This window comes from Nocardia sp. NPDC059236, assembly GCF_042754085.1.
Lineage (GTDB): Bacteria > Actinomycetota > Actinomycetes > Mycobacteriales > Mycobacteriaceae > Nocardia.
Genome location: NZ_JBHZAF010000019.1, coordinates 156,315 through 178,523, shown reverse-complemented (window position 1 = coordinate 178,523; position 22,209 = coordinate 156,315). Strand labels below are relative to the sequence as shown.

Annotated in this window: 20 protein-coding genes, 1 pseudogene and 1 riboswitch; of the genes and pseudogenes, 9 read left to right on the top strand and 12 right to left on the bottom strand. The window is 63.7% G+C overall.

Annotated features, from left to right (window positions below):
* Positions 1-17: 17 nt before the first annotated feature.
* The 3 genes from ACFXIV_RS37060 to ACFXIV_RS37050 form a co-directional block, all read right to left on the bottom strand.
* Positions 18-1,061, bottom strand: coding sequence for a hypothetical protein (locus tag ACFXIV_RS37060; RefSeq protein ID WP_379405014.1), 1,044 nt, complete (start codon positions 1,059-1,061; stop codon positions 18-20).
* Between the two features lie 645 nt (positions 1,062-1,706).
* Positions 1,707-2,471: a hypothetical protein gene (locus ACFXIV_RS37055; RefSeq protein ID WP_379405016.1), complete on the bottom strand. Its 765-nt coding sequence runs from the start codon at positions 2,469-2,471 to the stop codon at positions 1,707-1,709.
* 580 nt (positions 2,472-3,051) lie between these two features.
* Positions 3,052-3,567 carry a hypothetical protein gene (locus tag ACFXIV_RS37050; RefSeq protein WP_379405019.1) on the bottom strand — a complete coding sequence of 172 codons (516 nt, stop codon included), beginning with the start codon at positions 3,565-3,567 and terminating at the stop codon, positions 3,052-3,054.
* A 157-nt stretch (positions 3,568-3,724) separates the two neighbouring features.
* On the opposite strand from ACFXIV_RS37050, the gene ACFXIV_RS37045 reads away from it, so the two are divergent.
* Entirely contained in the window at positions 3,725-4,930 is a 1,206-nt protein-coding gene (locus ACFXIV_RS37045) for a helix-turn-helix domain-containing protein (RefSeq protein ID WP_379405021.1), read from the top strand.
* 9 nt (positions 4,931-4,939) lie between these two features.
* On the opposite strand, the gene ACFXIV_RS37040 is transcribed toward ACFXIV_RS37045, so the two are convergent.
* The 6 genes and pseudogenes from ACFXIV_RS37040 to ACFXIV_RS37015 all read right to left on the bottom strand — a co-directional run bounded on the left by ACFXIV_RS37040 (position 4,940) and on the right by ACFXIV_RS37015 (position 12,343).
* Entirely contained in the window at positions 4,940-6,412 is a 1,473-nt protein-coding gene (locus tag ACFXIV_RS37040) for an NF041680 family putative transposase (protein ID WP_379421397.1), read from the bottom strand.
* 454 nt (positions 6,413-6,866) lie between these two features.
* A complete protein-coding gene (locus ACFXIV_RS37035; protein ID WP_379405267.1) occupies positions 6,867-10,130 on the bottom strand; it encodes a protein kinase in 3,264 nt (1,087 codons plus the stop codon).
* Between the two features lie 380 nt (positions 10,131-10,510).
* Complete coding sequence (locus ACFXIV_RS37030) at positions 10,511-10,696, bottom strand: helix-turn-helix domain-containing protein (RefSeq protein ID WP_379421399.1); 186 nt, start codon at positions 10,694-10,696, stop codon at positions 10,511-10,513.
* 24 nt (positions 10,697-10,720) lie between these two features.
* Positions 10,721-10,917, bottom strand: a pseudogene (locus ACFXIV_RS37025) (recombinase family protein); the annotation flags it as partial.
* 52 nt (positions 10,918-10,969) lie between these two features.
* A complete protein-coding gene (locus ACFXIV_RS37020; protein ID WP_379405269.1) occupies positions 10,970-11,089 on the bottom strand; it encodes a recombinase family protein in 120 nt (39 codons plus the stop codon).
* 180 nt (positions 11,090-11,269) lie between these two features.
* Positions 11,270-12,343 carry a HoxN/HupN/NixA family nickel/cobalt transporter gene (locus ACFXIV_RS37015; protein ID WP_379405271.1) on the bottom strand — a complete coding sequence of 358 codons (1,074 nt, stop codon included), beginning with the start codon at positions 12,341-12,343 and terminating at the stop codon, positions 11,270-11,272.
* Positions 12,344-12,431: 88 nt separating this feature from the next.
* Positions 12,432-12,645, bottom strand: a riboswitch (cobalamin riboswitch).
* 82 nt (positions 12,646-12,727) lie between these two features.
* On the opposite strand from ACFXIV_RS37015, the gene ACFXIV_RS37010 reads away from it, so the two are divergent.
* The 8 genes from ACFXIV_RS37010 to ACFXIV_RS36975 all read left to right on the top strand — a co-directional run bounded on the left by ACFXIV_RS37010 (position 12,728) and on the right by ACFXIV_RS36975 (position 19,122).
* Positions 12,728-13,099, top strand: a complete 372-nt coding sequence (locus tag ACFXIV_RS37010) for an ArsR/SmtB family transcription factor (RefSeq protein WP_379405273.1) — start codon at positions 12,728-12,730, stop codon at positions 13,097-13,099.
* 552 nt (positions 13,100-13,651) lie between these two features.
* Entirely contained in the window at positions 13,652-13,975 is a 324-nt protein-coding gene (locus ACFXIV_RS37005) for a carboxymuconolactone decarboxylase family protein (RefSeq protein WP_379405275.1), read from the top strand.
* A gap of 86 nt (positions 13,976-14,061) precedes the next feature.
* Complete coding sequence (locus tag ACFXIV_RS37000) at positions 14,062-14,892, top strand: helical backbone metal receptor (protein ID WP_379405277.1); 831 nt, start codon at positions 14,062-14,064, stop codon at positions 14,890-14,892.
* 425 nt (positions 14,893-15,317) lie between these two features.
* Entirely contained in the window at positions 15,318-16,064 is a 747-nt protein-coding gene (locus ACFXIV_RS36995) for a hypothetical protein (RefSeq protein ID WP_379405279.1), read from the top strand.
* A 290-nt stretch (positions 16,065-16,354) separates the two neighbouring features.
* Positions 16,355-16,774, top strand: coding sequence for a DUF4254 domain-containing protein (locus ACFXIV_RS36990; protein WP_379421396.1), 420 nt, complete (start codon positions 16,355-16,357; stop codon positions 16,772-16,774).
* Position 16,775: 1 nt separating this feature from the next.
* A complete protein-coding gene (locus ACFXIV_RS36985; RefSeq protein WP_379405282.1) occupies positions 16,776-17,639 on the top strand; it encodes a DUF4254 domain-containing protein in 864 nt (287 codons plus the stop codon).
* A gap of 154 nt (positions 17,640-17,793) precedes the next feature.
* Positions 17,794-18,075, top strand: coding sequence for a hypothetical protein (locus ACFXIV_RS36980; RefSeq protein WP_379405284.1), 282 nt, complete (start codon positions 17,794-17,796; stop codon positions 18,073-18,075).
* Positions 18,076-18,531: 456 nt separating this feature from the next.
* Positions 18,532-19,122 carry a TetR/AcrR family transcriptional regulator gene (locus tag ACFXIV_RS36975; protein WP_379405286.1) on the top strand — a complete coding sequence of 197 codons (591 nt, stop codon included), beginning with the start codon at positions 18,532-18,534 and terminating at the stop codon, positions 19,120-19,122.
* Between the two features lie 206 nt (positions 19,123-19,328).
* Here ACFXIV_RS36975 and ACFXIV_RS36970 read toward each other — a convergent pair whose 3' ends face one another.
* From ACFXIV_RS36970 to ACFXIV_RS36960, 3 genes are all read right to left on the bottom strand, one after another.
* A complete protein-coding gene (locus ACFXIV_RS36970) occupies positions 19,329-20,732 on the bottom strand; it encodes an IS1380 family transposase (RefSeq protein WP_379421395.1) in 1,404 nt (467 codons plus the stop codon).
* A gap of 176 nt (positions 20,733-20,908) precedes the next feature.
* On the bottom strand, positions 20,909-21,649 hold the full coding sequence (locus ACFXIV_RS36965) for a transposase (protein WP_379401085.1): 741 nt from the start codon (positions 21,647-21,649) through the stop codon (positions 20,909-20,911).
* 73 nt (positions 21,650-21,722) lie between these two features.
* The gene (locus tag ACFXIV_RS36960) at positions 21,723-22,151 is read right to left on the bottom strand and encodes a LysR family transcriptional regulator (RefSeq protein WP_379401077.1); all 429 of its coding nucleotides are present in this window, start codon (positions 22,149-22,151) and stop codon (positions 21,723-21,725) included.
* Between the last annotated feature and the right edge of the window lie 58 nt (positions 22,152-22,209).

The following is a 22,209-nucleotide window of genomic DNA, read 5'->3' as shown; positions in this document are numbered from 1 at the left end:
TCCCGGCGGGAGAAAGGTCAGCAGGCACACGGGAGTGCCTCCATCTGCGCCCGAAGCGGGGCGTATTCCTCCCGCTGACTCACCCAGGCGCTGAACTGATCCCACCGCCAGCCGCCGCGCTGGATCACCTCGGTCGCGGTGAGGCCGCGGGTGTATTCGACGGTGGCTGCGGCGAAGGCCAGGGCTGCCTGAACCTGCTGGCGGTCCAGAGATCCAGCGAACACGCGCAGCTCGAGGCTTTTGCGCGGATGCGGATTGATGGCCTGGTACCGGTTCAGCCCGAAGCGGCGCACATCATCTTTCGCGGTGTGCTTCACACGCTCGCGCGCAGTACTCGAGAACTGTGCGAAATCCGTTCGCCGCCGCGCCAAGGCCACGGTTTGAGGCTCGTTGCGGTAGATCAGCTTCGCCCACCGGTAAATATGCGCGGGCGAATCGAAACCATCACGCGAAACATGCACATGAATACCGACACTGGCGTCCGAGCGGCACCCCAGTTCTTCCAGGCGCTCGAGCAGTGGCCAGGGGAACTGCTCGATGGCGAACCGATAATCCATCGGATGGGTGACCAGTTCGAAGCCAAGCGGCAGAATCGACGAATCATGCTTCAGATAGCCCAGATCGCGCACATAGTCGCCGGCCGTCGACGCACACAACTGATAATTCTCATGAGGGACAACGACTTCCAGCTCCAACCCGAGAAACAGTGGGCCGCGACCGAAGAACCTGGGGTCGGGCTTGTAGTTGTAACCCCAGACCCGCCCGCCAGACTCACAGCCGTCGCAGTCGGTATGCTCGGTCACGAGGGTGCCGCATTCGTCGCAGACGCCATAGCTTTCCGCGCACCGAGAGCACACGCGGAGACCGCCGGAGACATACCGGCTGTCGGCGGTGTAGAGACTGCAGACACCGCAATGATCGAAGAACCGATCGACACAGTGCGGGCAGACGCGGTCGCCGGTATCGGTGCGCCAGGTGGTTGGTGCGTAGTAGCGGCAGCGTGCGCATTTGGTCCATCCGTCGGCACAAGCTCGGCATAGGCGCCCGAGTTCGACCGTCACGGCCAGGTGCTGACTGGGTTCGCGGCACCGGTCGCATCGCGGCAAGCCGGTCCTGCAATGAATGCAGACCGTCTCGGAACCTGGGGTCTGTTGCCGCCGACCGGAATTGACAGATTGACAGATCGCGCACGAAGGAGGATTTGGCATGTCTGATCACCTTCAAACGGAGTGCAGAGACGAAAAACGCCGTGACGGAAGGTGTTCCGTCACGGCGCGTGATTTGAAGTGCTCATCGTCTGCGGTCGGGCAGTTGTGTGCTGACCCGTCGTAGAGCTGGATGGTCGGAGTAGCGCCATGAGTGCGCTGACACGATTGGTGAAAGGGGATGAGAGGCAAGCGACTCGCTGTCGGTGGCTCGAGCGGTTACGTGCCACTCACTCAACTGGGCTCTGACCTGTCAGCCCTGCAGATCCCCGACGAGATGCCAGAGGCCTAGATGTCATGGCGTCAGAAGTCCTGTCCCCTAATCGAATCAATCCACATTGCGTGTTGCGACTGAGTTCGCCTGCGGACAGCCGAAGACCTGTCGTGTTCCGTTGTCAGAGGCGATAGCACTGAATCCGAGAGCCACCGAGGATTGGCGGCTGGGATCTGGGTGCGAGAGCAGGCGTCTTGTACGAGCGGAGCCGAGGGCTTCCTGATTCGCTACAAGTTGGCGTAGCCTCCAGCACTCCAGACGACCGATCGAAACTGGTTGGGGGACAACGCGTACCGCACCGGTACTCCGGCGGCCGGTTGGTAGGGCCAATAGCAGGATCCGCATCGGTGGCAGTAGTAGCCGGCCCGCCAGACGTGGCGAGCGACTGGAAGCCCGCGACTGATCCGGTTGTTGCGCCGGGTTCTCCTCAGCGCGGTCCAGAAGAGGAGGATCGATGGGGTGGCCAGCGCCAGGATGAATGCGAAGGACGCGGCGACAATCCAAGGCCAGGATACTTCAGCATCAGGATCTTTCAGCGCAACGATGGTGAAGAGAAGGTAGAAGCACGCGGGAATCGCAAAGAACAGCCCGAGGAAAACCAGCTTGCCGGAGCGGCGGCGCATCGGTGCGACGGTGAGTGCCTGAGCGAGATGGGTTGAGTGGACTCGGTCGACGGTGGCGTAGCCGACCACCGGGACCACACCGACGGAGCTGATCCCAAACCCTGAATGCGAGTCGACTCCGCGGACCACGGACGTTCCTGTCGCATGCACCGCAGGAACATTCTGAACCTGATCGTCGTGTCCACAAGTCGGACACGTGATGTCGATTCCCACGGTGACGCCCCGTCCCGGTGCAGTCGCGCCGCGGTCGTGACGGTCGCCGCGCAACAGCGCCTGTGCTGGTTCCTGGTGAAGCAGTGGTTTGCTCCATTGAACACCGCGCTGGGGTGCTTGTTGAGTTGGATTGGTGGCTGAGGTATCCGGAGTCATCCAAAGGTCCTCTCTGGTTGTAACGCGAGGTGCCAGGAGGCGGGATCTGAGTTGAGGGAGTGTGAGTCCGCTCTGATACGACAACTGACCATCCGCCCGAGACAGGCGGATCCGTCGCTGGGATCACCGGATCGCGCGGGGGAGAACCGGTTGGTCTTGATGAGCAAGAACCAGTCTTGGTAAACAGAGCCGCGAGGACGACGATCGAGGTGCGAGTCTCCCCCTTCGTCTAGCGGCTGGCACTCGACGGAGCAACGGCTCGTCGGGAGCGCCCGACGCTGCGGCGCTCCCGGCAATCGATGAGCCCAACTTCTGGCTCTTGCGTGGCTTCCTGCCCCGAGGTTTGACTGCCATGGGCATCAGCTAGTCTGAGGGCTCGACGATGGCCACGCTGCACAGACTTGGGGTGCTGTGTACCGGGACACTTACCTGTCGTGCTCACATGGTTGTGCCCGACCATTTGATCGGGCCGGATGGGACTATCACAGCAGAGCATCGCGACCACGAACGGCTTTCGTCGTCTTCTCCGAGGCCCTTACACGAATATCAGCCACCCCCGTCTCTCGAACGTCGGAGTGGCCTATGCCCCGTCGGCTCGGACGGGCGGCAAGTTCAGCAGCGGCGGGAGAGCACGCCGCGCGTATGTCTCCTCCGGGCCCACCGTGATCACATCCATCTGTTGGACCAGCTTTCCCGGCACTTCTGCATTGTCGAAGTGGTCTGGGCTTGGGACTATTACGGCTTCGGCCTCGAGCCGGGTCGCTTGTGCCTTCAGCCGCGCCAAGGGCGGCCGACCGAATTTGGGATCGTAGATCACCATGTCCGCGAAGTCGTAACCGAGTCTCGTGGCGAGCCTTCGGATCTGGGTCTGGTCCCAAAGCTGGGCCAGTCCGGATACATCTGTTCGGAGGTACCCGAGACACGTTGGCTTCCAACGCATTACAGCGCCCCTGTCGTCTTGTGCGGCTAGTGCGATATGTCCGTGAACCTCCAGATGGAATCCGGCGCAATCCTCGGACTCATCTCCGTACGACTGGAGCTCCAACAGCCCGCCGGGAAACGGGAACAGTCGTGAGCGCTTCGGTTCGTCGTCCATGGCGGGCCCCTGTCGTTGCTGGTACACGGCCTATCAACGACTCAACGCCATTCACGCCCTGAACTGAATCGATACGCTGTGTTCAGAACCTGAGCGGCGCGAACTGAACACACAGGACGGGAGCTCGATGGACTCGTCAGCAGAACGATTACTGAGCATGGGACCCAACCGCACCGGAGATGCTCTGCGGCGACTGCGCGAGGAACGTGACTGGAGCCTTCGGGAACTCTCGACCGTGCTGTTCTGTGACTTCTCCTGGCTGGGCAATGTCGAACATGGCCGGCGGTGGCCCAAGGATCGAAGCTGGGTCGAACGGGCCGACGCCGCACTCGATGGCAATGGCGTGTTGGTCGCTTCGTGGGATGCAGACCAAGCCGACCGGCAAGCCGCTGCCGAGAGGAAACGCCTACTGCGCGAAGCGCTTCAAGGCTCGGAGGCGCTGCTTGCCGCCCCCGATGGCGTGCCACTGGAGGGTATCGGCCAGGAGATCGTGAACATCTCGACCAAGGCCCGATTGGAGTCGTACGACCAGACCTTGCGGAAGGCGCTCGGCTTGCGATCAGAGCTCGCGAGACGCCTGAAAGTCGGGGCGTATTCCACTGGAGAGATTCGAGACCTGTACGTCGCTCTAGGTCGGGTCTCCGGGGTGCTGTCCTACCTCACTCTCGACCTGGGGCAGGCTCAGGACGCGAAGGTTCATGCCGAAGCTGCTTTTCAGCTCGGAGACCGGGCCGGGCACGATCAACTCCGTGCCTGGGCAAGAGGCACCCAGGCTCTTGCCTACCGATTCACGAAAGATTTTGAGAGGGCGCGTGATTCGGCTGAAGACGGACTGAAGTACGTCGGCAAGTCCACCGGTACCGCTGAACCGCGGCTTCTGTGTGGGCTGGCCGCGTCGGTGGCCAACCTGGGGGACTCGGCCACGGCGCTCGAGCTTCTGGATCAAGCCGACCGAGTGCGGGACCAGTGCAGGCCGGACGAGATTCCGGGGCTGTTCACATTCACCCCCGCGAAACAGATCTACTACCACGGGTTCTCGCTCATGTGGGCCGAGGACCCGAAGACGCTTCGCCGATCGGTCCAAGCATCCGAGGAAGCAATGGATGCTTGGAAGGTCCAGCACTCACCGGGGGACGAAATGCTGACGATCATCTACCTGGCGTCAGCGAACGCCCGTCTCGGGGACCTCGACGCCAGTCTGGCCGCCGTGTCTCCAGTACTCGAGAAACCGGTCTCCGCGCATTTCTCGTGGGTGCGGAAACGGCTGACCCAGTTGAATACCCTGCTGGGGAAGAACTTCCCGGACTCGAAGGTTGCCGCAGACATGCGGCTGACACTCGACGCCTACGTGAACACCGACTGAGCTTGAAATTTAACCTCCGCTGGGTATTTGCGCTGTTCGGCGGGGTTTGGTGCCCTTCTTGTGGTGGGCCGGGCGGGTATAGGCGTGGCCGGTGACCAGGACCAATCCCACGTCATGGCGAGCGGCATGATGCCGGTTCTTCACCCCGGGTGGGCGTCGCGGTCCGGGCCGGGAGGGTTTCGGTGCACCCGCGGGAGAGCCCGTCTTTGTGCGGATGTGACGAAACCCCCGCCTGACCCGGGCGGGTGTAAGGCGTTGTGGTGCAGCGGGTTTCTCCCATGGCAGGCGTAGGTCCGCAGCCAGGGGCCGGGACAGCCGTAGCTGGGTATATGCGGTGATGATAAGCCAGGTCCATCGGTCAGCTGATCCGGGGTCACGCAACTGCGGGCAGGTCCAGCCGAGTGTCTGCTTCCACATTCGGAAGGTGTGTTCGATATCGAAGCGCCGCAGAAACATTCGCCAGCACCGGTCGACATCGACGGTGGTGGCGTCGGCGCCGGACCACCACAGCCAGACGGGTTTGTTCACTCCACCGCTGGGTAGTTGCTCGACCGTCAGCCGGATCACGGTGCCTTCGAGGATCGGCATCGGCCCGACCCAGTCTGCCCAGGTGGTCCGGCGTTGCAACCGTGGGTGCAGTCGGTTCCATGCCAGCGCGGTCGCCGTGCCGTAAAGCCTTGTGTCAGTGCGGGTTGTGACATCTTCAGCACCCCAGGTGGCCGGGTCTTTGAAGATGAACTCCCCGCCATGGCGAGCGGGCCGGCCACCTTGGGGCGGATGCTGATATTTCGGAGCCGGGCGGCGGAACACCCGATCCGAGCGCAGTCGCACCAGGATCTGCACAGGCAGATCCGACAGCAGGTAGGCCAGACGCGGACCCTCGTATCCGGCATCGAGCACGAACAGCATGTCCGGGTCGTTCTCGTGCCACTGCCCCGCGGCGACGAGCCGTTCCACGAGGTCACGGATCTGGGAGGCAGTCACCGCGAGAATATCCGCGCCGGGGCGGAGTCGTTGCGCGTCCAGCGGCGCGGTCCAGGAACTGCGGCCGGTCTCGAGCGCGGCGATGATCGAGTACGGCCGGCCCGGGATCATCCGATGCTCGTTCTTGCCGCGACCATAGGTATGGCAGAACAATCGATCCGGGCACGTCGCGCCATCCGGACGCAACCACGGCGACACATCGACGGCCATCACCAAGCGGCCGTCGGCCGCCCTCGGCAACCGCGCGTCGGCCAAAACAGTTCTCAGACGGTCGATCTCGACACGGCCGCTGTTCACCGCGTCATACAGCGCCCCGTGGCCGCGGCGATGCTCCGGAGCCAGGGACAACCCGACCAGCGACCGCACCGGACCGTCGGTGCACAGCAGAGCTTCGCACAGCTCGAACAAGGCATCCGCCCGCCTGGTCAGGCATTCGTAGAAGCCTTGCCGGAACGCCGCCAGGTCCCCGAGCGCGCCGCCCGACCCGCCATCGGTCATACTTATCACCGCAGCCCTTGTATGAAATTGCTTGTGTCGCAACAGCAATCATCAGACAAGGGCTGCTTGCATGATCAACCGGGGTCACACCACCGGCCGCGGAGGTTAAATTTCAAGCTGAGCCCCTGCGAACCAGCCCACGGGCCGTCCGTTTCCGTTCAAAACCGACGAGGACAGCATTCGCGTCGAACTACTTCGAGACGACTGGTTCGGTGATCGCGCCGTCTACAGCCCGCGCACCACCCGGATCCGGCACCGGTTCTCCAGCACCGCCATCGATGATTGCGCCGGCGCGGTCATCGGCCTTGCCGCGGCAGCGCTGCTGCGTCAGGCGGGTACCGGCGGTCGCGGTTGTGCTGTCCGACCGAGAACAGAACACCCCGGACGGATACTTCTTGCGCACCTTGGGACTGCCCAGGACCACCTGTGGGGCGCTTCGAGGCCGACCCTTCGGTCAGGAGCTTTCGTCGTGGGCGCGCTCCACGACCCATGATGCGACCTGGGCTCGTGAGGTGAATCCGAGTTTGGTGAGGATGTGCTCGACATGCCCCTGCGCGGTGCGTGGTGAGATCGTCAATCGGGCGGCGATTGCGTTGTTGGTGAGGCCCTCAGCGATCAGGCCGGCAACCTGGCGCTCACGCTTGGTCAGTTCCGTCGCAGGACGAGCCGCGGGGGTGGTGGTCTCAGGTTCTTCGTCGAGGCAGAAGCTGATGGCTGCGTCGAAGCTCATGGCGCCTCCTGCATGTAGAGCCGTCTCGAATGCTCGCGTGCCGAGCGTCTCGCGGGCGCGCTGTGTGCATGCCTCGTGGTAGACCAGCAGGTTCGGGAACAGGACAGTCGGGCTGCCCACCGCTCGACTCAGGGTTTCGGCGGCGCCCAGCAATACGGCGGCGCGTCGGACCTCATGTCGCTCGGCGGCAATCCAAGCCAGTGCCTCCGAACTGAGTGCGGCGGTGAGCGGATCGTCCATCGGACGAGCCAGGCGCAGGCTCTCGTTCAACAGTTGCGTGGCGCGCTCGACCTCACCCTGCCGCCACACCTTGATGCCCGTAGACCATAATGCCCACGACCGAAAGACCTTCTCCCCGTGCGCTTCCGCGAGAGTGAGCACCTGCGCATGGCAGGCGAGTCCACGACGGAAATCCCCCTGAAATTCGCAGGCCCATCCGAGGAAAAACAGCGCCGCCAAGTGCAAAGCAAGTTCATCGCATGTTTCGAAGACTTCGGCGGCACCGGTAAGGTGAGCAATCCCGCGAGCCGGATCACCGCACATAAGGGCGATCATGCCCTCGGCGAGATCGGCTAATGCGGCAGTCTTCGAGTCGTCCATCTGCTCGGCCAGTGCGCGAAGCTCCGCCGCCTGGCCGGCCGCCGCCGGTAGGTCACCCTGAAACGCGGCCAAACTACTGGACGAGTAGAGGCCCTTGGCGCGCAATCGGCCCGGCGCATCTACCGAATGAGCCAGCGCACGGTCGGTCCACGTGCGCCCCTCGCTGCCTCGTCCACCCAGGGTCCAGAATAGGTACAGCGCAGCAACGAGCCGCAACTCGCCCTTACTCGCCTCGGACAGCCCGAATTCCAGGGCCTGACGCAGATTCGGCAGCTCTCGCTTCAGCCGGGAAATCCAATCGAGCTGGCGCGGACTGATCCAGTCGGTCTCCGCATCACACGCCAGTCGCTCGTACCAGTCGTGATGCCGGCGACACAGTTCCGGGTATTCACCGGCCTGCTCGAGTGCGTTCCTGCCGTAATCCTGCACCGTCTCGAGCATCCGGAACCGTACCGCGCCATCGGATTCCTCGCGGAGCAGGATCGATTTGTCCACCAGCGCCGACAGAGCATCCAGCAGGTCCGGCCCGGTCAGGTCAGCGCCGCAGACATTCTCAGCGGCATCGAGGTCGAAACTGCCTGCGAACACCGACAGCCGTCCCCACAATCGCTGCTCGGTAGGTGTGCACAGGTCATAGCTCCAGCCGATGCACCATCGCAGCGTCTGTTGCCGGGTCGGCGCGCTGCGGCTGCCGCGGGTCAACAACGCATACCGGTCGTCGAGCCGCAGGAGGATCTGAGTGGCAGACATGGTCCGTAGCCGCGCCGCTGCCAGCTCGATCGCCAACGGCAACCCGTCGAGCCGGGCGCAGATCCGGGCCACGGGCAGCCGGTTGCCCTGGGTCATCTCGAAGCCCGGCACCGCCGCTGTCGCGCGGTCTGCGAACAGTGCCACCGCCTCGCAATGGGCCAGCTCGCGCGGCGTGGGCTCGACTGCAGGGTCCGGAAACTCCAGGGGCGCCACAGGCAGTACCGATTCACCACCGATTCCCAGAGCCTCGCGGCTGGTCGCCAGAATCGACAGGTAAGGGCAGGCCCGCAAAAGCGAGTCGGCCAGCTCCGCGACCGCCTCAACCATGTGCTCGCAGTTGTCGAGCACCAGTAGGAGTCTGCGCGTCGAGAGGAATTCCACCAACGCCTCCGGCATCGGCCTGCCGACCAGGTTGCGTACGCCAACGGCGGCAGCCACCACGTCCGCTAGTAACGCGGCGTCGTGGAGCTCACCCATCTCGACCAGCCGTACCCCGTCGGGGAAGTCCCGTCGCATCTTGCTCGCGGCTCGCAGCGCAAGTCGTGTTTTTCCGACCCCGCCGATCCCTGTCAACGTGACCAGGCGGGAGCCTGACAGCGCGCTTTTCACCTTGGCCAACTGCGTGCGGCGACCGACGAAGCTGGTCAGCTCCAGCGGCAGGTCACCCGCATCTCCTCGGACGACACCGATCTGCGGCACGGCTGCCGGTGCCGCCGCCAGCGCTTGCTGAGCGTGATCCGGTGGGGTGCGGAGTGCCATCGTTTCGACAGGGTAACGATGGTCGATCTGGATCTGCTGCAGCTGTTCGCCCAACCCGGCAGCGGTGGGCCGCTCCGATGGGCTGCGTGCCATTGCTGCCTCGATGGCCGCGCAGACGTTCTCGGCGATACCGCTCTCGCGCAGATTCGGGACCGGTTGTGTGGTGATTCGCAGGAACTGCGCCACCACCTGTTCCCCACTGCGGCGCTCGAATGCGGCGTGCCCGGTGAGTGCACAAAACAGCGTGGCACCAAGCCCATACACGTCCGATGCGGGGGTGGGCGAATCTCCGCCGAGAACCTCCGGCGCGGTAAAGGCCGGCGAACCGGTGATACTGCCGGTCGCGGTTTCGAACCCGCCGGTGATGTGGGCGATGCCGAAGTCGGTCAATGCCGGCTGGTCGTAATCAGTAAGCAAGATATTCGCCGGCTTGACGTCGCGGTGCACAACGTCGGCGCGGTGCGCGGACTCCAACGCACCGGCCATCAGCACGCCGAGGCGCAGTACGTCCCGCACATGCAGAGGGCCATCTCGTCGGATCCGTGCATCCAGCGAACCTCGCTGGTGGTACTCCATCACCAGGTACGGGTGGCCGCCCGAGGTCTGACCGACGTGCAGAACGCCGACGATATTCGGGTGCCCCGTCAACCGGCCCATCGCCCGTTGTTCGCGAAAGAACCGTTCCCGGTTCTCCGCCAAATCGCCGGTCAGCACCTTCACGGCCACCGTGCGGTCCAAGTCGAACTGTGTGCAGCGGTATACGACACCGAATCCGCCACGCCCGATCTCAACGGCATCCTCGAGCCCGACCGCACTCAATTCCGTGACGGCACTACCTCCGATATCACGCTGTGTTTCGAATGGTTCGATCTCGGCCATCGGCTACCCGCAATTCACCCGTCGCCGTACATCAGCCAGAATATCCCCGCCAACCCCTGCGCCGGTTGCTCGCGATTGCTCGACCGTGAGCGGGGAGTCCCTGCCCTATACGCAGTCGACGAGACGCGAGTGCTTGCCAAAAAAAGGGTATGCTCCCGGGCCATTCGATGGTCGCCGGAACACCCCGGATGGAAGACGCTGAAGCGAGATCCATCAGCACCACTCCGAGGAGGTTTCCATGTACCCACCCAACTCAGACCGGGCCGAGAATGCCAGCGCCGACAGTCCACGCGCCGAAGACAGGTTGATGGTCCGGCGGTGCGCGTCCTGCGACGGCCCTGGGATCCTGAAGCTGTCAGCAAGTGCAAAGTAGCTCGGGGTCAGGCTGATTCGTGGTTGATGTACCGGTAGATGGTGGCGCGGGAAACTCCGAGTGCCTTTGCTATCTGGGTGGGGGTTTGGCCGTTGGCTTGGCGGGCGCGGGCGGCGGCGAGGGTGTCGGGGTCCATGACGGTGGGGCGTCCACCGCGGCGGCCTTTGGCGCGGGCGGCTTGCAGGCCGGCCATGGTGCGCTGGTGGATGAGGTGGCGTTCGAGTTCGGCGAAGGCGTCCATCATGGTGAAGAAGATTTTGCCTTCCCCGGTGGGGTGGTAGCTGCCGGCGAGCGTTCCGGCGAGGATTCGGACGCCGATGCCGCGTTCGCACAGGTCTTCGGCGATAGTGAGGACGTCTTTGCCGATCGGCCGAGGCGGTCGAGTTCCACACACAGGGTGTCGCCTGGGCGCAAGTAGTTCAGTGCGGCGGTCAGGCCGGGCCGTTCGGTGGAGCGGGTGGAGACCTTACTCTTCGAAGATGCGGGCGCATCCGGCGTCGGTGAGTGCGTCGCGTTGGAGTTGGAGGTCTTGGGTATCGGTGGAGACGCGGGCCAGTCCGACAAGGTTGTGTTGTGTGGATGCCACGACTCATTGTGTCGCACAACCCGTCTCACAATCCTCGTTCGTTCGGGGAGCGGGTTGTGAGACGGGTTGTGGACGCGAATCCGGCTTCCCTCAAGCCGACCGGACCGGACGAGGGTCTCGAATTCGGTCGTTTATGAGACCCTTCCGTCTCCTCGGATCGGGCCGCGCAGGAGTGAAGGCTCAGCCGATCGTGTCGGGTTTGGGTTGCCAGCGGTGTTCGACCTTGGCCAGTTTCCAGTAGCCGACGGCGATCGCCCAGACGGCCACGAACAGGCCGACGATGATGAAGCCGACGTTGTTGAGGTCGATTTCGGAGACCCACGCGCTGACCGGGTCGGTGAGGTCGAGCTGGTCGTGCAGGATGCTGACGAGTTCGATGCTGCCGATCAGGAACGCGACCGCGATCGAGAGTCCGGTGATGGTGAGGTTGTAGTACACCTTGCGGACGGGGTTGGAGAACGCCCAGTGGTAGGCGAAGTTCATGAAGGTGCCGTCGAGGGTGTCGAACAGGCTCATGCCCGCGGCGAACAGCAGCGGCAGGCAGACGATGGCGTACCAGGGCAGACCGGCCGCGGCGCCGGATCCGGCCATCACCATCAGCGTGACCTCGGTGGCGGTGTCGAAGCCGATGCCGAACAGCAGCCCGATCGGGTACATCTGGCTGGGGCGGGTGATCGAGCGGGTCAGCCGCCCGAGGATCCGGTTGAGGAAGCCCCGGTTGTCCAGGTGCCGCTCGAGTTCGTGCTCGTCGAACTGGCCCGCGCGCATGGCCTTGAATACTCGCCAGATACCGGCAAGGGCGACCAGGTTGAGCGCGGCGATCAGGTAGAGGAACCCGCCCGACACCACAGTCGAGACCACGCGCAAATCCTGGCGGGCGGTTGAGTCGTCGCTGGTGAGGCTGGTGGTCAGTTTCGCGCCGCCTGCGATGCCCGCCGCGAGCAGCACCACCACGGTGGAATGCCCGAGCGCGAACCAGAAGCCCACAGAGACGGGGCGTTTGCCGTCGGCCATGAGTTTGCGGGTGGTGTTGTCGATGGCGGCGATATGGTCGGCGTCGAAGGCGTGGCGCATGCCCAGGGTGTAGGCGGTCACCCCCAGGCCCAGGCCGAAGACCTGGGTGCCGACCGTGTATTGGTGGGGCACGACCAGCGCGATCAGGATACCGAACGCGGCCAAGTGCAGAACGGCGATGACGGCGAACAGGCCGCCGGTGCGCAACCAGTCGCGGCGCTCCCAGCGCAAGGCTGGCATCGCCGATCCAGAGCCGGCGGTTACCGGTGTGGGGGAAGAGTTTTCGGGCAGGGTCATTTCTCGGTCGGCCTTTCCAGCACCTCGTGGACGGGTTCGCAGGTGCCGTGGCCGGTCTCCTGGCTGACGGGTCGAGCGCAGGCAAACCAGACCTTCCAGGACGAGGTGTCCCGTGGCCTTCCCACCCCTGGAGGGCGGGTGTGACGACGTGCCGACTAACCGATCACAGTGGCGAGGGCCGCTCCGGACTTGCACCGGTCTTCCCGAACACCACGGCGAGGGACACCGTAATTCCCCCTCCCGATAACCTGCAAGACTGCGCAGGTATTCACAATTCTTTCGGCAGTAGTCGACCGATCACGGTCACGAGCGGGCAGGATGGAGGCCATGCATCTGGTACCGGCCGATCGGGCTCACCGGCACACCATCGACGCACACACGGTCTGCGATGCTATCGAGGGCATCGGCGACCAGGAACAGGTCGAGTTCTGGGCGCAGCGGTTCTCGTTGCTGTCCGATCCCGGGCGGCTGTCGATGCTGCTCGCCATTCACCGTGCCGGACAGATCGCGGTCACCGATCTGGCGACAGCGACGGGAATCAGCGATACCGCGGTCTCACAGGCCCTGCGGCTGTTGCGCGCCGCCGGCACGGTCGGTGCGGTCAAGACCGGCCGCGTGGTTCGCTACCACCTGTGCGACGACGAGATCGCCCAGCTACTCGACGCCGTTGCCCGCCACGAGGTGAGGTCATCGTCGTGACACGCCGGCGGATCTCAGGCGCTGAGATCGAGGCGGGTGTTCATGTCGAGCCGGAACCGGCCGTAGGGGTTGATGTTGGACCAGAACAATGGGCTCAGCGCGCGGCGTTCGTTATTTCGTTATCCCCGATCAGGTCGTGGAACTGCGGGTCGGGTCTCGGCCGCGAAGGCGGTCGGGAGTTGCAACGTGCGGTAGTGCTCGACCACTGCTCCCTCGACCGCATCGACGGACAGGTACGGAAGGTCGCACAGTTCCTCTTTGCTTCTACGGCATTTGAAGTACGCGTACTTGGTCCCGTTGCGGCTGGTAGACACACTGTAGACGAGCCGTGGATGTCTGCCCATCGCTGTGGCATCGGGAGCAGAACAGGAAGCCTTTGAGGTAGTGACTGTGCACTCGGTCGCGGTTTCCGTTGGCGCTGGGCGCTCGACATGGGAGTGTGCGATGGGCCTGAACCGGACAACGGCACACTGGAAGCGTTCGGCCGGGGGATCCCCGAGGCTTAGGACCGCCGGTGGTAGCCATCGCGCCGCTGATGAGAGCGAGGACCAAATGACGACGTCGGACAAGGAGACTGCAGCCCAGCAGCTCGTCGGCGATTTCCTGCCCAAGATGGTGTCTCTGACCGATGACCTGCTATTCGGTGACATCTGGGCGCGGCCCGAGCTGTCACCGCGGGATCGCAGTCTGATCACCGTGGCGGGGCTGATCGCCGGCGGCCACGGCGAGCAGTTACGCGCGCACCTGGCGTTGGCGAAGCAGAACGGCGTAACCGAGACCGAACTCAAGGAAGTCTTTCTGCACATGGCCTTCTATGCCGGCTGGCCGAGGGCGATGTCCGCGATCACGGTGGCCAAACAGGTCTTCGACACCTAGTCGTCGGAACCTCGCGCATGATCGTCTGGGCGGCAGCGGACTTGGGCTCGATGTGTGACCCGGCGCCGGGACTACGCTCACAAAGCGTGGACCCCAACTGCTCGTCGGCTTTCATCGGCTTGGCCGAGGGCTTGCCGTACGTGCCCAGCGGCGAGCCAGTCGACGATCTCGGTGCGCTTGTCCCGGTGCAACGTCCGGTGCGGCGGGTTGTGTCGCTGGTTCCCTCGCTGACCGAGGCGATCGCAATAACTTGCCCTGATCTCCTGGTCGGCGCCACCGATTGGTGTACGCATCCGCAAGAACTGCGGGTCGAGCGGGTGAGGGGAACCAAGAACCCGAACGTGCGGCGAATCGTCGAGATCGCGCCTGATCTGGTGGTGTGCAACCAGGAGGAGAACCGCCGCATCGATGTCGAGCGACTGCGTAGCGCGGGCATCGCGGTGTGGGTGACCAGGATCCGGACTTTAGAGGAAGCGCTCACATCACTGGCCCGGCTGTTCGCCGTGGCACTCGGTGTCGGAACGCCGGACTGGTTGGGTCATGCTGCGGCGCAGTGGGCCACACCGCCGACCGAAGCGGTTCGTAATGCGGTCATTCCGGTCTGGCGCGATCCTTGGATGGTCGTCGGCCGGGACACCTTCACCGCTGATCTCGCCCAGAAGCTGGGCCTGCGGCTCGTGCACTCAGGCCGGGCGGAACGGTATCCGACAGTGTCTCAGCAGGAACTGCTGACCGGCGTGGACCTCGCCGTGCTCCCCGACGAGCCCTATGTTTTCACCGAAACCGATGGGCCCGAGGTCTTTCCGAATATCGCGGTGGTCTTGGTCGACGGGCGCAGCCTGACCTGGTACGGCCCATCGCTGCTCGGGGCGCGTGCGCTGCTGACCCGTCAACTGGCGCAGCCTTTCCGCGCCTGATCGGCATCGAAGTCGGGCCCGTCGATATCTCGGAACGCGTCGACGTCGGTTGAGGCCCGCGGGTCGGAATAACCATAAGAATGGCCTGAATGCCACGTTAACTCAAATTTGCGATGAGTATCCGGTAATGCTTGACACCCCGTAACGCCACCCATAGCGTCGACGATGCGTTCGGATGTACGCAACGTATTTTTGATTCGGGAACCCGTCTATTGTGTGCCATGGCGGCGCCCGAGAATGGAGTTGCTGTGCCAATACCCAAATCGTCGAAACGGGTGGTCGCTGCCGTCCATGCGGCGCCGGTGTTCATGGACACCGAGGGAACGATCGGAAAAGTCATCGATATTGGCTCTTCACGCGGCGCAAACTAGATCCACACGACTAACGCCAGACTTGGTTCAATTAATTATTTTGGTTAACGGGAGATGAGTGTACTGATGAGGAACAAGACTCGCGCAGTTGCCACCGCGGCAATTGCCATGAGCGCTGTAGCGATGACGGGTGGGACCGCTTTCGCGACGCCCGCCGAACAGGCACCTGCGGTTTCTCCGGCGCCGGTGCCGGACAGGCTCAGTTTCGACCTGCTTCCGGGTGTGCGCTACACCAGTGACACGTCCGATCAATCGGTTTTCATCAGCAGTCCGGTTGGCTCGCTGAGCACGCAGGGCCTCCGATTCGAAGTGAAGGACTCTCAGGGCGGCACTGTCCTCGGTACTCCGTTGGAGGCCGCGGCGCAGGCGAATCAGGATCCGAACAATCCGGCGACCTCGGCTCAGGTGTACAAAGCCCCGCCTACGGCGGAACCAGTTGTGGCGCCGGTCGAGAACATCGACGCTCAAGCTGACTTCAACGCCGCTCTGGGTGTCGCGGCGACACAGTTCGGATTGGCCGTCGGAATAGGCAGTCTGGCCGGCAGCCTCATCGGTGCTCCGGTCGGTTGCCTGGTCGGTGCCACGATCGGTGCCGCCACGTTGCCCGCGTTCTTCATAGCCAGCGGTCCCGCTGGTTGCCTGGTGGGCATGGGGCTGGGCGCGACGATCGGCCCGGTCATCGGTGCTGCCGCGCTCGGCATCCCTGTCGGCATCGCCAGCGCGGTGCAGATGTACAACACACTGAATGCCCCGCAGCAGCAGGCGCCGGAGTCGGGTTCGCCCGGCGTAACAGCAGGCTGATTCACACGGATCCGGTGTTGCCGGGTCGCAGCTCGAGAGCACGGCTCGGCAGCACTGACCGACACATGTGGGATCTACCTGACAACTGAAATTTGCCAAATCGACGACACCGTAATTCGACCACTCAGGAGGTACGCCGATGGACGGCTCACCTACTTCCGAACCGTATCCGTGGCTGAGGCTCGGCCGCGCGTGTTCCCCCGCCGGTGCTAGCCATGGGGGCAAGTTCGATGGATGAGAACCCAACGGTCGGTCGGCCGCGAGTGATCGACTCGGCGTCGGTATTTCCTATGGCGGAAGAATTGTTGGCGGCGATCCACGGTCACGGCATGGCACATCATTCGGTTGTCCGATGGGGTAAGGAACTCGCGGACCTGCACCTGGACGCTCAGGTCGCCGGGGAGGACGAACTCGATGACATCAACCTTCGCCGGAGCGAGCTGATCCACGAGATCGACCTGTGGACTAACCGCAACGTGCCGCAACACCGCAGTGGTGTGCGGATGCATACGGAGACCATCGGCTCGGTTGTCGATAAAATCGCCGAGGCATGTATCCGGCTGGTTCACGGCATGATCACCTGGGATATCGCCGGCGCGGAGGTGCGTGGCGCCTGTAATCATTTGGCCGAAGTCGTCCTCGGATACAGAGATTTGGTCGCTGAGGTTGTCCAGGGGCAGCGGCGGTTGCCGATGCTTGGAGGGCACTGAGATGGCGCTGTCGGACAATGATCGCAGGATCCCCGGAAAGAACGTTCTGTTGGCGGCGTTGAGGGGATGGGAGTCCTTCGATCACTTATTCCTCGATGCCGCCGCCGACCTGGTGGAACTGCACTATCGTCTGCTGACAGACCAGGATCGGTACGGGACCGGCGCTGGTGCGGAGCGGGTTGGATTAGTGCACGATATCGATTGCTGGGTCGTGCTGGCCGCCCCGCTCCCTTATATGGCTGCTCGCTTGCATACCGAGTCCATAGGCGTGGTGATCGATCGGCTGGCCCGGCTGTCCGCTCAGCTGTGGGTTACCGCCGACGATCCATCGGACACCCAGTTCGAGGAGATCTGGATCGAGCTGGATGAACTCGCCACGGCTTACCAGCAGCTCGCTGATGACGTGCTGGCCGGAATATGCCGCCTTCCCGACAACAGTGCGATATCGCAGCCGAACGAGCAGAGCCCCCGCGCATCGCTACTCCTGGATGCGGCGTCTTCCGGACTACCGGCGCTGCCAACCCGCCACCGGACAGCGAACGGTGCGAACAAGACGCCCGTAGGTGCCAACGATCTTCAGCGACGAACTCTGCACAGCTACCTTGCGGTAGCGATCAGCCACGACTGGCGCGTCGAGGCTGTCACCGATTCCACCGCAGTGCTGACCCTCCTCGGGCGTCCCCGCCGCAAGCTCGGCAAACTGGTGAAAGCCGTCCCCGGTTTGAGCATTTTCGGGGTAGGGGCGCTATGGATGGCGCTGACAGCACGAAGGCCTGCGACCGTGACGGTGAGCGTGGATCCCGATGGTCGTAAGAACGTTTGCGTCGCTCCCGAGAGCCTGCCTTGGCCGAGGCGGCCGTCATGATTCCGGGCGCTCGAAGATTCGAATCTACTCGCAGACGATCTATGCGAGCACGCCGCGGCGTCTGCTCGTAGCACTTAAGACAGGTACAGAAATGATCAGAGGGAAATCACGCCAGGGACGGTTCCCGGCAGACGAACGTGCACAGGGTTCGGCCGTGTCGACCGTGGACGACATGGTTTTCGTCCTAGCGGTCAAGTGGTTGCCGTTCGGGGGACCGCCGGCTGAGGATATCTGGATGCAGTTCGGGGTCGCTCCAGGCCAGTTCTGGCTCCGTCTTCTCGACCAACTTACCCGGCACCCGCGCCATCCATCGCTGGCCAACACCGCAGTGGCTGAACTCAGAAAACTGGCTGTTACCAATCTGCGTCACACACAAGAATTCGACTCCGCCGGGCAACATGGTCCTGATCATTCGGCAATGATCGAACGTAATTGACAAACAGTCTTGATGTCGGCAGGCGCATGAGTGGTCGACAGTGAAATGCGATGAGTCAGCTGTTGTCTATATGCGGCACGGAGCGCTAGCGTAATTCGGGTGACAACCTGCGTATCGAGGACCATCGCTCGTCGAGGCTGTTGTCGAACAAGGCGATAAACAGGACCTCGTTATTTGATGCATTTGCGGCACTCGGCCGTATTTGTTTTCAATGCGTACATCTACCAAGCGAAGCCGTGGACGAGTGGCTAATTCGTGCCTGGTTGCGGCGGTGCGAGCACCCCAAAGGAGAGTCATATGGCATCGATACATTCCGCCGATCAGTGTTGAGCGACCCGGTTCGGCGGCTCGCCGCGCATGGGCCGCTGGACCGGGGGGCGTTCACGAACCGTGGCATCGCTGTAGCCGGAAGAACATCGGTCGGCGCAGGCTGCCAGGTAGTACCATTGGAGCGCAATGACACAATCAGATCCCGACGATTCCGACGATCTTGCGCGTCCTGCAGCGAGACGTCGCCGGTTCGATCCACATCGACGCTCTCGGATTGTGCGGGCTGCGATCGATGTGATCGGCGAGGTCGGAGTTGAGCGGCTTACGCTGCGGGGAGTCGCCGCCGTGGCGGACGTGCCGCTTGGGTCGATGACCTACCACTTCGAGAGCGTTGATGAATTACTGGTCAGTGCCCTGGAGATCACAATTCAGGAGAGCATAGAAACGTGGCGAAAATGGGGCGCAGATTTGCCGGCCGGAGCGGATCTACCCGCTGAACTCGCTGCGTTGCTGCAACGTCTCACTACTGGTCAGGCGAGGCGTGTAACTGCCGCAGCGCTCGATCTTTATCTGGCGGCTATACGCCGGCCCCATCTACAGTCTTCGACGAGTTCATGGGCGGGTGTTATTTTTGAAACACTCGCCGAGCGCGTCGACCCGGCGACGGCACGTGCTCTGGCACTAATGGTTAATGGACTTATTCTTGAGGCGCTGGCCAATGATGTACCAGTGAATCAGGAAGACGGAGAAGAGGTATTGCGACGATTGCTGACCTAAGCCTGAATCCGTGGATGGGGGTTGTCCCGTGGTGGGGGGGGGGCCCGCCCCCCCCCCCCCCCCCGGGCGGGGGGGGGGGGGGGGGGGGCGGGGGGGGCCCCCCGCGCCCCCCCCCCCCACCACGGGATTGTGGGTAGGGCGTAGCCGCTGGTCTGCCCAGCTTTTCCACTTTGGTGTCGGCGCGGGCCCGGGTTGGGGGCGGGTGGTCAGGCGGTCAGGGATTGCGGCGGAGCGTGACCGATTGTGTTGCGCCACAGGACAAGCCAGGATTCGGTCCATGGCCAGTGGGTGGGTAGGTGCAGGATCGGGTGGCGTTGCGGGCGCGCGAGCCGGGCGGGAATGTTGACGAATTTGCGGCGCAGAGTGGTGCCGCGGGCGCGGGCGTGCGGGCCGCCGGCGAGAGTGCCGGCGGCGCGCAGCAGGTTGTGGGCGATCGCGGCGCACAACGCCCATGCGGAGTTCGCGGCGAAGCGTCCGGAGGGCATGTGGGCCAGGGGTCCATCGATCAAGTCGGCGAAGACGGTTTCGATGACAGCGTGTTTGCGGTGGGTGATGTCGGCGTCGACGGTGGTCTCGGTGGAGTTGGTGAAGAACGGGTGATACCGCCAGACCGGGAACAGCGCGTCGGGGTAGCGGGCGTCTTTGACGCGGCGCACGATCAACCTTGCGGTGGTGCGATCTTTGGTGGAAGCGAAAGCGGTATAGGAGATTTCGGCGACTTCGGCATCGGAGATCCACTCTCCGGTATCGGGGTCACGAACCGCGCCGGGATATTTCACCGGTGTCCACGCGTCGTCGCCGATCGCGGCGATGGCGGTGTTCACCGAGGTGTTGCGGGTCAATACGAGTGAGAAGTGGGCGCCGGCGCCCACGGCGGCCCGCACGACCTTGCGGGTGCCGTAGGCCGAATCGCCGCGCACCAGGATGGTGCCGGTGGCTCCGGCAGCGCGGGCGGTGCCGATGGTTGCGGTGACCATCGAGGCGGCGCCTTTGCCGGACCCGGTTTTCCCGGCGCGCAAACGCATCCCGGCGACCACCGGTGCGGCCAGGTCGGTGGACAGCGTGGCGGCCAGCGGTGAAAGCCCTTTGCGCAGTACCTGTTTCCCGGCGATCTTGGTGTGTCCATATGAGGCGCCCTGCTTGGCGTGGCCGTAGACCGGGCGCAGCAGCGAGTCGATGTCCACGAACACTCTCGCTGCGGCACCGGGCAGCAGATCGGCTCGCGCGATGAGCGCGAGCAGATGCTGGCGCATCACCGACTCCAGCTGCTTGGCATGTCCGAAAGTGAACTCCCGCAACAGGATACCCACCGTGGAGGGCGCATACACGGCGTCGAACAACTCGCCCATCCCGCCGCTGCGCAGCAGATCGATGTCATCGATGCTGTCGGCTCCGGCAGCCATTCCCGCGATCAACGTGGCCAGCTTCGGTGCCGGGTTGGCCGCCCCGGATTCGATTCGCGGCGAGTCGATCGCGACCTTGTCGGCCAACATGCTGGTCAAGCCGGTCTGCTCGGCCAGCGTCATCACCGGCACCAGCCCGGCCACCGCCACAAGGTTGTCATCGTCGAACCGCGCCGAGTCCCCGGCGAAGGTGTGAAACAATCGCACTGAAAGTGTCTTCCCGAACTTGCCATGGTTGTTGCGTGAGAACACCAATCATCGCAGTTCGGAAGGCACTTTTGCCATTCCGGGGCGACCTACTCACCGGTCACGTCCACGGATCGAGGCTAAGGGATGTCCCGTAAGTGTGGGTCGGTGACGGCGATCGGTCCGCCGACTGGGAATCAGTAGGCGTGGGCGAGGTTGGCCAGAGTCGCCACCCCTGCCATCGCGACACCCACCCCGTCGCCGCGTAAGCGGCAGTCGCGCAGGATCTTCCAGGTCTTCATCCGGGCAAAAGCGTGTTCGATACGGGCACGGACCCTGCGGTGGGATTTGTTGTGAGCCTGTTTCCATTCCGGTAGCTCGGCACCGGGCACCCGGCGGTGCGGGATGATCAGACCGGTGCCCTGGTAACCGCCATCAGCGATCACCACCGCGTTGCGACAGGCGTGGGCGGCACCGGATTCGGTCCAGGCGCGAGGGTCGTTGCGGTTGCCCGGTAACGGCTTTCCGAGCGCGACGACGAGTTCGGTGTCGGCGTCGATCACGACTTGATGGTTGGTGGAGTACCGGTAGTTCTTACTCTGGGCGGCGACCTTGTGATCCCGGGTCGGGACCAGGGTCCCGTCCACGATCAACACCGCGCCACGCGGGAACCGGGCCCGAGGCCGCAGCGCCAGCGCCAACGCCGGTCCAAGGTCGTCGATCACTCGGGCCGCGGCCGACTTCGAGACCCCGAACACCGCCGCGAGTTGACGCATCGTCAGGTTCGTCCGCCAGTAGGTGGCCACCAGTAACACCCGGTCTTCGAAACACAACCCCCACGGTCGGCCCCGCAACGGCCGGTCGATGCCCTCGCGCCGCAACCCGGTGATCAGGCGAGCGAACGTGCGTGGCCGCAGCCCAGAGAACAACTCCACCATCACCGGATCTGTCGCCGAGATCACCACCGGAGAAACGATACCCGTTGCCGCTCAACGACTTACGGGACATACCTTAGCGGTTCGATGTGCTGGGCTGGCCGACCGGGGCAGCAAATTTTCGCCCGGCCGCTGTCTCACGGCCATCCTCTGGGATCTGCGCCCATGGGAACCGATTCGACGCAGGCCTGCGGTGCTGCAACGTTACGGGGCCTCGGATTCCGTGATCGGCCACTGCGCTCCGGCGGGCTTCCTCCACCGCATTGTCGAGTTGGTCCATGAGACCTTGAACGCGCCGGTATAGAATTCCTCCGGCAGTGGTCAATTCAACTTTGCGAGTCGTCCGTTCGAAGAGCTTGACGCCGAGTTGCTTTTCCAGAATACGGATCTGGGTGCTCAGTGCTTGCTGGGTCATATGTAAGCAGGCCGCAGCGCGAGTAAAATGCAATTGTTCTGCGGTCGTAGCGAAAGCGCGGAGATGGCGCATTTCAATATCTGTGGTCATCTTCGTTTCGCTCTCTCATCGAGATCACGCCGACGACCGGTTCTGTTCCCGGTTAACT